This is a genomic window from Actinomycetota bacterium (assembly GCA_040905475.1).
In the GTDB taxonomy this organism is placed as follows: domain Bacteria; phylum Actinomycetota; class AC-67; order AC-67; family AC-67; genus DATFGK01.
This window is the reverse complement of record JBBDRM010000130.1, coordinates 23,978-34,909: the sequence shown is the minus strand read 5'-3', so window position 1 is coordinate 34,909 and position 10,932 is coordinate 23,978. Positions and strand designations below refer to the sequence as shown.

Sequence of the window (10,932 nt, the reverse complement as noted above, 5' to 3'; positions counted from 1 at the left end):
GGGGGGGGCTCTTCGCTGCAGTGCTTGGTGCTTAGATCGACTTCCTGACTCGCTGCAGGACGCGCGCCCCGGCGAGGGTGATCAGGCCGGCGAACGCGAGCCCGGCACCGGCGACACCGGTGTTCGGGAGCGTGTCGCCGCCCGTGCCGCCAGAAGCCGAGGCCTTGAACGTCGCCTCGCCCGTGAAGACACCCGCGTCAACCGACACGGCCTGGGTGTTGACCGCGGCCGCCTTGAACGATGCGAGGCCGAAGCCACCGAACCCGCTCAGCACGTCCAGCGGAAGGTTGGCCGGGATGTCGACCACCGCGGACGGGATCGCGAAGTGCAGGGCCCGCATCGAGCCGTTCGCGAAGTACGTGCCGTCAGCGTTCTTGCCATCATCGTTCGTGAAATCGAGCACGTCCAGTTCCGGCACCGGCAAGCCCGACAGACCGAGGGCGCTGAACACGCCGCCGAGCTGGGTCTCGATCGCATCGATCGTTTCCTGCAGCGTGTCGAGGACGACGTCGAGGTCGTCGGAGTCGGCCACCGTGAGGCTACCGATCTTCAAGGCGCCGATGGTGCCGGCGACGCTGGAGGTCGGGGTCTTGTCGGCTACGAGGTCCATTGCGACTTGGATACCGTCGAGCGACAACACCGCCGTGTCGAGCAGACCCTCAACCGTTGCGACGAGCGTGTTGCACGCGTCGGTCAGCGTGGAGCCGGCCGAATCGACGTCACCCAGAGCACCGGTGATCGGGGCGATGAGGGCGTCGATGTCGGTCAGAAGGTCGATGGCCTCGAGGCTGGCGATGATGTCCTCGAGCTGGCCGGACACGTCGCCCAAGGCGGCGAGCGCCGTGGTGCAGATGTCCGGAGCATCGGTCTGGATGTCATCGATGTCGAGCTGAAGCGCGTCGATCTGCCCGAGAACCGTGTCGCACGTGCCTGCCGGAAGGAGCCCGCAGGGAACGGCGAGGAGGGTTTCGAGCGTTCCGATCACGGTCTCGGTGTCGGCGATCTCGCCGAGGCCGCCCGTGATGTCGGTGTCGACCGCGCTGAGCTGGTTGCACGCGTCGGAAACGACCGCGCCGATACCAAGAGCAGCTCCGGCGTCTTCAACCGCATCGCACGCGATCGCGAGCGGGTTGATCCCGAGGTTGTCGAGCAGCGACGCGAGGTTCCCGACGTTGACGTCGCCGATCGTCAGGAGACGCTGCACGGAGGAGGAGTCCCCGTCGACGCTCGCGGTGGTGCCGGAGTCCATCGTGGCGATGTCGACGAGGCCGCCGAGCACGTCGGCCGCGCCCGCAGCGAAGTCGACCACGGCGGAAACCTTGCTCGCCGAGACGGTGCTCTGGATGAAGCGGCCGGCTACCGTCAGGCTGCCGAGACCGGCCACCGACTGCGTGCCCGGCTGGATGGTTTCCTTACCGCTTTCGGACGCCTTGGTGGCGGTCCGGCTTTGGCCGCCCGGCAGTGTTGCGGAGCCGATCTTGCCGGTGATGAGGCTGGAAACCGACTTGATCGACGACCCATTGAGGACATCGGCCAGGTCGATACCGAGCCTGACGGGCGTGTTGCCGACCGCGACCGCGACGATCGTGTTGTCGGTCGACGCTGTGCCCGTAACGCCGGATACGGCGAAGCCAGGCGTGGCGATAAGGACGAGAGCCACCATAAGAACGGTGGCAAAACCGACGATCCGCTTCATTCCGTACCCTCCATAAGGCCGCGGGCGATCTGTGCCCTGATTTACCGAGCGCACCACTTGGCGCTTGGAGGATTGTCGTTGGGACCCCGGCCCCAGGGGTATGCCCTACGTGGGCCATTCTGTGTAGTCCTCGGTGGCTAAATCCTTCGTAACCCCCCGAGTACGACGACCGGATCGGTCGCGACTCCCCCACTCGCTTCGCGCGATACGGCCTTTATGGGACGACCGCCCCGGACGTCGCGAGCGCGCCGCGCTGGGGGAGAGAGATTCAGAAGGAGGAAGAGGTAAGCGGAAGGAGCGCGGCTATCGTGCGAGGTGAATTACATAGAGTCCGAGAGACCCTACCGGCTCTGCCCGCGTTGCGCCTTGCGGCGCCCGCCTGGCGAAGCCCTCGAGCTTCTCGGACTCTAAGTGCCCCGAGCAACCTGCCGCAGCCGTCTTGGTTTCCTTATGGTAACCACCGCAGACGTTCGGCTTTGGGTCGCTTACCCTTCTGGTAGTTTACCCGCCGGACCAGCGAAACGGCCTATCCCACCGGCCCGACAGTGCACCCCCACTCGGTTGGGCTCCTTACGGCCAGCCCGCCCGGAGTGATCCCAGTCGGTTCCCTGACTCGGCCGCTCTGGCCGCTCGGGGCACGCGAAAGATACCATCCACGATTCGCCGGTCAAGAACGGCAAAACCCCTGGTCGTCGCGGAAAAACAGGGAAAACGCCTGGTCGAGTCGTACCGGTCGCAGGTGCGAATTTTTTCGAGCACGCCGATCGCCTCGAACGGTCTCGTCAACGCGGCGTCTGCGTTTGCGCCGCGCGCCACGCGAGATCCCTCGCGAGATAGGACGCGAAACCCACCTCGATAGCCGGCATGAACATCTCGTCGGCGGTCGTGAGGACGGCCCCCAAGAGGCGGTCGAGCTCTTCATCGGTTACGGCGTCGAGTGCGAGACGCGTGACGATGAAGATGTCGCCGACGTCGTCGAGCGCGAACCGGATCCCGTACGCCCGCATGTTCGCGCGCAACAGCATGGCGTAGACGTCGGCGTGGTTCTCGGCCGGCCGGCGCATGAAGAACGATTCCAGCGCGAGGGTGCGTTCGCGGAGGGCCAGCAGCACGGTGATCGAGTGCTTCTTCTCGCCGTGGAGCTGGAGGACCCAGTCGGACTCGGACGACCGTTCGTATCGGATGTCGCGGTCGCGCAAGTACTCCTCGATGACCTCGGCCGGATCGGCCACGGGCGTCAGAGGCCGTAGTCGACGCGCGCGCGAGCGAATTCTTCAGCGGTGATGCTCATCACGAGGTGATCGATGTAGTTCCCCTCGATCCACGAGCGATCGCGCAGACGCCCGTCCTCGACGAAGCCGCATCCCTTGTACATGCGGATGGCTCGGTCGTTGTCCGCGAGCGTCCAGAGCTCGACCTGGCGGAGATTCAGCGCGTCGAACGCGAAGATCAGCAGCGCCATCAACGCGTCGTGTCCGTAGCCCTTTCCCCACGACTCCCGCTCTCCGAGGAAGACGTACAACGACGCCATGCGATCGCGGGGTCGGAGGTTGTTGAGCCCGATCCGACCCATCGCCCGGCCTTCCACCTCGATGATGAACGGGTGGCCCTCCTCGACGGCGCGCTCCTCAGACTCTTTGATGTCGGCGAGGGAGAACGGGCGCACGTAGTCCATCCAGCGAAACACCGTCGGCTCGTTCTGCCACCGCCGGATCGCCTCGTAGTCGGCCGGTTCGACCCTGCGCAACGTGACGCGCTTGCCCTTGAGCATCCCGGCCATGGTATCGCGGGCCACGCCGGCTCGGCGTGGGCGCCGTTCGGGGCTCTAGCCGGCGGGTTCGGGCTCCGCCAGATCCTCGTAGATCGCGAGCAGGTCGATCGAGGCTCGTCGCCAGTCGAACCGGCGGGCGAACCGCGCGCCGGCCGTTCCCATCGCCGCCGCGTGCACCGGGTCGCCGAGCACGCGCCCGAGCGCGTCGGCGAACGCCTCCGGTGCGAAGCTCGGCACGAGCCATCCGGTTACGTCGTCGCGAACGGCGACCCGAAGCCCTCCGACATCCGAGGCGATCACGGGGGTTCCACACGCGCTCGATTCGATCGCGACGAGCCCGAAAGACTCGCTCCGCGAAGGGATCAGCGTCACATCCGCGGCCCGGTAATAGATTGGGATGACGTCGTGGGGCACCGTTCCCTCGAGACGAACCAGATCGGCCACGCCGAGCTCTGCGGCAAGTTTGGTGAGCGACTCGGGTTGCACGCCGCCTCGGCCCGACGGTCCTCCGACGACGACCAGCGTCGGCCGTTGAGCGAGTCCGGACGACGACGACGCCAGCCGCGCGATGGCTCGGACGGCGACGTCGGGTTGCTTGAGAGGTTGCAGCCTGCCGACGAAAAGCACGACGGCTCGTCCGGCCAGGCCGAGCGCGGCTTTCGCAGCCTCGCGGTCTCCGGGCGTTAACACGTCCGTGTCCACGCCCGGCGCCACGACGCGCACACGCCGGGGGTCGGCTCCGTACAGGTTCACGAGGTCGGCCGCCTCTCCCACCGTCGGGGCGAGGATGCAGTCGGCGACCTGGGCGATCTTCTTCTCTCCTGCGATGCGGTTCTGAGGTTCGGGCGACTCGCCCTCCGCAAGCGTGAGGTTCTTCACGGCGCCGAGCGTGTGGAAGGAGTGAACGAGCGAGACGCCCCAGCGTTCGCGGGCGCGGCGCCCGATCGATCCCGATAGCCAGTAGTGCGAGTGGACGACGTCGTAGATCGGAGTGTCCGCGCCGAGGCGCGCTGCCTCCTCGGAATCGAAGCGAACCATCGAGGTGAGGAACTCACCGAGATAGTTCGGGAGTTCCTCTTTCTCAACCGGACGGTCGGGGCCCGCCTCCAGGTGAACCACCCGAACACCGGGGTCGACGTCCACGACGTGCTGCTCGGGGCCGGCGGCGCGGGTGAAGATATCAACCTCGACGCCCATCTCGGCGAGCCGGCGCGCGACCGATCGGACGTAGACGTTCATGCCACCGGAGTCGCCGATCCCCGGCTGGTCCAACGGACACGTGTGGACGCTGACGAGCGCGACCCGTTCGACCCGGCTCGGGGCCTCGCGCGGCATCGTCCCGCGTATCTCTTGCAAAAGCTGCCCTCCGGCTCATCCGTCCGTGCGTTCGGTCGAACGCAGGGAGGCCTCGGGATGTTCCCGTACCCTACCCGCGCCGAACCTCGAGCCTGATCAGAGGCTCGTCCACGGCCCCAAAGCGGTACTTGTAGGGCTCGGTGCCCCGAAGGAAGTCGAAGGTCGTACACCCCTCCGCGGCCGCGAGCCGGATGCACTCCCCCATCAGGACCATCCCTGGAGAGAGCTCGCGCCGACGATGGTCGAACGCCGAGTTCCAGACGTCCCAATCGTTCCAGGATCGGAACGCGTACACGCCGGCCCAGGGTTCGCCCCCGATCTCCAAGAGGGCCAACCGCAACCACCCTTGCGAGAAAAGCATCCAGGCGAACGAGCCGAAGAAGGTCGCCATGCCGTCGTGCATGAATCGGCCCTTCGGCCCGTCGGAGGAACGATGCATCTCGAAGAAGGCCTCGAGGTCGTCGTCGAGGGTCTGCTCGGTTGCAAGCCGGACGGTGTACGGCCCGGCGTCTCGTTCAAGTCGACGAGCCTTCCGATTGATCTCATGGCGCAGTTTCCCGGAGAGCGAGGCGAGATAGGCGTCGTACGAACCCGGGATGGCTACGCGTGGACACGCATCGGTCTGTCCTTCGCCGACGTCGTAGGCAGCGGCCTTCGCCGCGCGCGCGAATGCTTCGGGCCATCCGGAGTCTCCGGCGAGGCCGTCCATCTCGAACGTCTGCCACGCGTCGCCGTCGACCGCGTTCAGCACGGCGACGGCCACCGCGTCGCGATCCTCGGGCGTCGACACCGGGCCGCGGTAATCGGTCGTGTCGTGATCGCCCGCGAAGGAGACGAGGCCGTCCTCCGACACAACCAGACCCACGATGCCTCGGAGCGTCTCGCCTTCGAGCACTTCCACGACGCGAAGCGCGCGACCTGCGCCGAACTCGGCCCACCAGACGTCGAGGTATTGCGGGGTTTGGAACACACTCGCCGCAGGGTCCTTCTCGACAAGCTCGCGCCACGGGCGGACGAGCTCCGAGAACGCTGAAGGATCATCATGGACGACCGTGCGCATCGCGCGGGCAAGCGTAGCAGGGGCTTTCGGAGCCATCGCCGGGTCTGAACGAAAGAAGAGCCCGGCTTTATGCCGGGCTCTTCTCCGTTCTCGTGCGGTGCTCAGCCGGCCTGTTCGACGACCGTCTCGGCCGCGGAAGCGACCGCCGTAGCGTCCGCCTTCACCGCCTTGCGCACCGACGTCGTCGCCGCCTTCACGCGGGAACGAGCAACTTTCGTCTGCTCGATCGCACGCTTCGTCGGCGCCGCGCGCTGGACGCGCTTGACGAGCTTCTCACCGCGCTTGGTGAGATCCTTGTACGTCTTCGTCGTCTGCTTGCGCAGACCACTCGTACGCTTCTCCAAGCGGGTTCGTGTCGACTTCACGACGGACGTCGCGCGCTCCGTGGACTTGCGTGGAAGCGATGCCGCCTTGGAGGGCAGCTCTCGGATGTCCTTCGCCGAGTCGACGATCTGCGTCGGGAGGCTCGTGACCCGCTTCGAAATGCCCTTCGCCTGTTCGAGCGCCAGATCACCGGCACCGACCGCAGCGTAGAGCGCCTTCTTCGCCGTACTCATACTCTTACACCCCCTTCCCGAACGAGATCGACGTTTGAGGCGGGAGGGCGAAGGGGAGCCGGGTGAGGGCCACAGAGAGCCTGTGTCTCCGCCCTCCCGCCGAGGTCGTCACGCGGTCCTCCGTGTGGTGCGGCGCGCTCGCGTCGCTCGCTTCGGGGCCGCCTTTCCCTTCCCCGCACCGCGGGGCCGGGTCGTCGTCTTGGGCTTGGGCTTGGGCTTGGCCTTCGTCTTAACTTTCGGTGAAGCCGCGCGGGGCTTCTTCGCGGCGGCTACCTTTCGTACCGGGGTTCGTCGCGGCTCCGCGCCGGCCTGGAAGCTTTGGTAGACGTCGAGCAAGAGCTGCTTCTGGGTTGCCGTCAGCGACTCGTCGCGGCGGATGACGGCCGGGAGGTTCGCGGTGTCGGTGCGCTCCTCGAGGATGCCGGCCTTGATGTAGAGGGTCTCGGCCGAGATGCGCAGCGCTTTCGCGATCGCCTGGAGGATCTCGGCGCTCGGGCGGCGGAGGCCGCGCTCGATCTGTGAGAGATAGGGGTTGGATATCCCCGCCAGCTTCGAGAGCCTGCGCAGCGAGAGGCGCGACGCGCCTCGCTGGTCACGGATGAAGCGTCCGAGCTCTCGCACCTTCACCTATCGCCCCCTGCACCGGTTCGCCACTGCCTCCGGTCACGCGGGTCAGGCTAGCGTCAAAGAGGGACTGCTGCAAGCTGGGAGCAAGCACCCGTTAGCAGGCTGCGAACGCCCTGCTCAGGCTCGTTCCAGAACGCCCGTGCACCGGATCGAGCCGGCGGGTTCCCCCCCGCCCAGGACGGCAGGAGCCGCGTGCGGAGCAAGCATCTCCGGCACGTCGTCGTCGATGGATCCGAGCACTTTCAGGGTCGCCACGGTCGCGATGTCGCGCGCCCGCTGCGTGCCGTCACGGGCTTTCAACGCGAACGCGAGGCCCTGGTCGCGGAGAACGCCGCACGAGAGTCCCTCGGCACCGATCTTGATCACGACGCCGGGACGCGCGCTCATCACCGCGGTGCAGAGCCGGCCGGTTCCCGCCACGAGGAACGGGTGATCTGCCATCGCGTCGAGCACATCACGTCCGTCTTCGGCCAGCCGGGCGAAGAGGCGAGCCGACTCGGTGAGCGACAAGGCGAACGTGGGCACGCCGCAGCCATCGACGCCGGTGTGTCGAACGGAAGCGCCGGCGAGGCGCTCGACCTGGGTCGCGACCGCACGCTGCATCGGGTGCTCGGCCGCGCGATAGTCTTCGAGCGTCCAGCCGTTCTCCTTGGCGGTCGCGAGCATCGCGGCGTGCTTTCCGGAGCAGTTGTGCAGGATCGGGGCGGAACCGTTGACGGCCGCGGCGTCCTCCGGGCGGAACGGCCAGGCCGCCGGGCATCGCAGCGCGTCCTCGGAGAACCCGGCCGCGGAGAGCGTGACGCGGATCGCTTCGACGTGGCGCGGCTCGCCGTTGTGGGAGGCGCAGGCGACCGCCACCTGCTCGGTTCCGGGCGCTCGCCATCCGCTCTCGAGGCAGGCCAGCGTCTGGATCGGCTTGGCGGAGGAGCGGAGGTACGCAACGGTGTCGGGTTCGCCGGCCCACGCGACGAGCTTGCCGTTCGAGCCGGCCACGGCGACGTCGACGAGGTGGATGCTCTCGATCAGGCCCGAGCGATCGACCTCGACGACGAACGGCTCCCCGGAGCTCATTCGCCGAGCGAAAGGCGGTCGGCCAACCAGCGCGGTAACCCGGCGGCGTTGATCTTGGCGGCGGTTTTCTCGATCGGATACGCGACACGGTGGCCGAGCACCCGGCCGTCCTCCCACACGATGAACGCGGCGCGAGGGTCACGGTCGCGAGGCTGTCCGACGCTGCCGGGGTTCAGCATGTATCGCGCGCCGGGCTCGAGATCGATCGGTGATCCCTCGGGAAGGATCCTTCCGTCGACCCGGCCGCGCTCGTCGCTTCGGAAGATCGACGGGAGGTGGGTGTGACCGAAGAATGCGACCGCGAAGTCACCCAGCTCGAAGCTTGCCTTTGCGTCCTCGAGGGTCAGGAGATATTCGGCCGCCGGATCGCGGACCGAGCCGTGCACGAGCAGCGCGTCGGGCTCGTCCCGGCGTGGCTCGAGCTCGGCCAGGAACGCTCGGGTGTCGGCGGACATGGTCTCGGCGGTCCACGCGATCGCCGAGGAGGCCACTTCGTTGAACCAGGTGGCGTCGAATCGGCCGATCGCCGCGAGGTCGTGGTTCCCGGCGATGGCTACGGCACCCCGCTCGACCAAACGGGCGATGACGGCATCCGGATCGGCCCCGTAGCCGACCAGGTCGCCGAGCACCAGCAACCGGTCACAGCCCTGCTCGTCGGCGGCCGCCAGAACGGCGTCGAGTGCCTCCAGGTTGGAGTGGACGTCGGACATCACCGCCACGCGCACGGCGAGCATTATCACGCACCGGCGCAAGCGCGGAGCGGGTCGAAGAGTTCGTCCGGCTATCGCCCTTGCTTGGGCGGCGGCGTTCCGCCGCGGCCCGGCGCGGCCGACGGACTCGGAGCCGGCGGCGGGTTCGCCGGAGCCGATGGCCCCTGCGAAGGCGCAGTGCTCTTCGCACCTCGCGGCGACGGAGGCGGCGGGACCGGCACGGAAGGTTCGTCCGGCGACAGATCACTCGGACACACCGGCAGGATGAGGAGCCGCTCGACGATCGTGGCGTCCGCGCCGGTGTAGCCCACCAGGAAGGGGACGGCTTTGAGACCGAGGATCGTTGCTCCGCACCAAAGCGTCGGCGGTTGGTCCAAGTTGGTCGGCTTCGCAAGGAGAACGGCGTTCGATGTGATGCCTCCGCCGTCGATGTAGGGCCGTTCGAACGACAGGGGCGGAGCCTGGTTGGATGAGGCAGCGTAGAGGATGACGCCAGCCGACTTGTTCGCGTAGAGCACGCTGTCACGGTAGTGATACGCGTTGGTGTACGCGCCGTGCTCGATCCCCGCGGACCCGTTGTAGTAGGCGGTGAACCGGTCGACGAAGTGCCCGCCGGTCGCGTTCTGCCACACGAATATGCCGTTGCGAGCGTTGTTGTGGGCGAGTACATCTTCGAACCGCCAGATGCCCACCTCACCCTCCGGCCAACTGAATCCGCTTGCGTTCTTTCCTCCCTGGACGCCGAATGCGACGCATCCCAGGCAAGCGTTTCCGGTACCACGCCCCAGCAAGAAGGCCGTCAGCCGGTGAGCGGATCCCTGCTTGGGAGTCGGTCTGACATGGGAGGCGAGCGCGCCGTCATAAAGCGTATCGTTCGGAGCCTCCGTGGCGCCGGGGTCGTACCAGTAGGCGACGCTTTGGATGTCGTGAGCGACCGTTTTCCGCAACGTCACGCCGTTCGAGGCATGAACGGCGAATCCGGGTCCACCGGTCTGCCGGACGACGACACCCTCGACGAGCGAGCCGCCCGACCCTTCTCCCATCCGGTGGAAGTGGAGGCCGTAGCGCCCCAAAACCGATTCGGCAGGCGAGCCCTTCTGGGGCCCGGCGTAACGGATCGCCACGTTGCGGATCGATTGCGGCACGCCGGACTTGATCCACACGTGCGTGCGATGCGTCGCATCCTGGCCCTCGATCCGGACGGAGCGGGTGAGATTCACTATCTCCGCCCCGTACGAAACGTCCGGTTTCACCGTCACGCGGGGATGCGCGAATGACAAGCTTCCGAATCCAACCGTCGACCCGCTCACCGAGGTCAGCGTCCGGACCTCGTGATGCGTCGAGAAGCCGGCGACGTTCGGAGCCTCGGTTGGCGCGACCAGGATCTCATCTCCTGCCTGCCACCCCGCGGGAACGGCTTCGAGCACGGCGCTCGTGGCACCGGCCGGAAGACTCGCCGCAGCCCGCGTCCATGCCAGTTTCTCGGGGCCAGACAGATCGAGCTTGCCTTCGCCCGTAACCCAAAGGCCGACGTCGGAGGCAACGGGTTCGTTGCCTCCACCGACGAACTTCGACTCGTCGATCCCGATGAAACGGATCACGTGCGTCACGCCGGGCGCCGGCTTGGACCGCAACGTGCCCTGTACGATCAGGTTTCCGCCGAGCGTGATGGTCGTGTCGACGTCGGGAGCAAGCTCGAGCGTTTCGCCGGCCGCGATCGTGCGGCCTGCCGTAAGACTCACCGAGCCGGACAAGGTGGTCAGCGTTTCCGCTGAGATGAGCATCGCCGACGTGAAGAGGCCCAATACCAAGGCGATGACGAACGAAGCACGAACGACGACGCCGAGCAGAAAGCGGAACGCGTTTCCCCGTGGACGCATCGATCTCCCCCAGTGCTCGATCGACGGAACCGTTGTGTCGGGAGGCGATGGTCGGCCGGTGGAGAACGATCACGGCTGAAGGCCGCAGCGGTTCATCACCTGCTCGGCCTCACCACCGGCAGGTTTGTATCGGCCGCGCATCGACTTTTGTTGAGCCGCGATACGCGCGCTTTGCGTAGCGCAGAGCGGAAGACGTCTCGGTGC

General features: G+C 67.1%; 10 protein-coding genes. All 10 read right to left on the bottom strand.

The window, feature by feature from the left end:
* Positions 1-31: 31 nt before the first annotated feature.
* Positions 32-1,696, bottom strand: coding sequence for a hypothetical protein (locus tag WEB06_15575; protein ID MEX2557032.1), 1,665 nt, complete (start codon positions 1,694-1,696; stop codon positions 32-34).
* A 782-nt stretch (positions 1,697-2,478) separates the two neighbouring features.
* The gene (locus WEB06_15570; GenBank protein MEX2557031.1) at positions 2,479-2,928 is read right to left on the bottom strand and encodes a YbjN domain-containing protein; all 450 of its coding nucleotides are present in this window, start codon (positions 2,926-2,928) and stop codon (positions 2,479-2,481) included.
* A gap of 5 nt (positions 2,929-2,933) precedes the next feature.
* On the bottom strand, positions 2,934-3,491 hold the full coding sequence (locus tag WEB06_15565) for a GNAT family protein (GenBank protein ID MEX2557030.1): 558 nt from the start codon (positions 3,489-3,491) through the stop codon (positions 2,934-2,936).
* Between the two features lie 30 nt (positions 3,492-3,521).
* Entirely contained in the window at positions 3,522-4,802 is a 1,281-nt protein-coding gene (gene mshA / locus WEB06_15560; protein ID MEX2557029.1) for a D-inositol-3-phosphate glycosyltransferase, read from the bottom strand.
* 91 nt (positions 4,803-4,893) lie between these two features.
* Positions 4,894-5,883 carry a GNAT family N-acetyltransferase gene (locus WEB06_15555; protein MEX2557028.1) on the bottom strand — a complete coding sequence of 330 codons (990 nt, stop codon included), beginning with the start codon at positions 5,881-5,883 and terminating at the stop codon, positions 4,894-4,896.
* Between the two features lie 101 nt (positions 5,884-5,984).
* Positions 5,985-6,440 (bottom strand): hypothetical protein, encoded by a 456-nt coding sequence (locus WEB06_15550; protein MEX2557027.1) that lies wholly within the window; start codon positions 6,438-6,440, stop codon positions 5,985-5,987.
* A 108-nt stretch (positions 6,441-6,548) separates the two neighbouring features.
* Positions 6,549-7,067 (bottom strand): helix-turn-helix transcriptional regulator, encoded by a 519-nt coding sequence (locus WEB06_15545; GenBank protein MEX2557026.1) that lies wholly within the window; start codon positions 7,065-7,067, stop codon positions 6,549-6,551.
* Positions 7,068-7,184: 117 nt separating this feature from the next.
* On the bottom strand, positions 7,185-8,138 hold the full coding sequence (locus WEB06_15540; protein ID MEX2557025.1) for an asparaginase: 954 nt from the start codon (positions 8,136-8,138) through the stop codon (positions 7,185-7,187).
* Positions 8,135-8,872 carry a metallophosphoesterase family protein gene (locus WEB06_15535; GenBank protein MEX2557024.1) on the bottom strand — a complete coding sequence of 246 codons (738 nt, stop codon included), beginning with the start codon at positions 8,870-8,872 and terminating at the stop codon, positions 8,135-8,137. Before WEB06_15535 ends, WEB06_15540 begins: the two co-directional genes overlap by 4 nt.
* A 47-nt stretch (positions 8,873-8,919) precedes the next feature.
* The gene (locus WEB06_15530) at positions 8,920-10,728 is read right to left on the bottom strand and encodes a hypothetical protein (GenBank protein ID MEX2557023.1); all 1,809 of its coding nucleotides are present in this window, start codon (positions 10,726-10,728) and stop codon (positions 8,920-8,922) included.
* Between the last annotated feature and the right edge of the window lie 204 nt (positions 10,729-10,932).

Coding starts and splice junctions, on each gene's coding strand:
- WEB06_15540 (MEX2557025.1), bottom strand. CDS start 8,138: ATGAGCTCCGGGGAGCCGTTCGTCGTCGAGGTCGATCGCTCGGGCCTG.
- WEB06_15555 (MEX2557028.1), bottom strand. CDS start 5,883: ATGCGCACGGTCGTCCATGATGATCCTTCAGCGTTCTCGGAGCTCGTC.
- WEB06_15535 (MEX2557024.1), bottom strand. CDS start 8,872: ATGCTCGCCGTGCGCGTGGCGGTGATGTCCGACGTCCACTCCAACCTG.
- WEB06_15530 (MEX2557023.1), bottom strand. CDS start 10,728: ATGCGTCCACGGGGAAACGCGTTCCGCTTTCTGCTCGGCGTCGTCGTT.
- WEB06_15575 (MEX2557032.1), bottom strand. CDS start 1,696: ATGAAGCGGATCGTCGGTTTTGCCACCGTTCTTATGGTGGCTCTCGTC.
- WEB06_15550 (MEX2557027.1), bottom strand. CDS start 6,440: ATGAGTACGGCGAAGAAGGCGCTCTACGCTGCGGTCGGTGCCGGTGAT.
- mshA (MEX2557029.1), bottom strand. CDS start 4,802: ATGCCGCGCGAGGCCCCGAGCCGGGTCGAACGGGTCGCGCTCGTCAGC.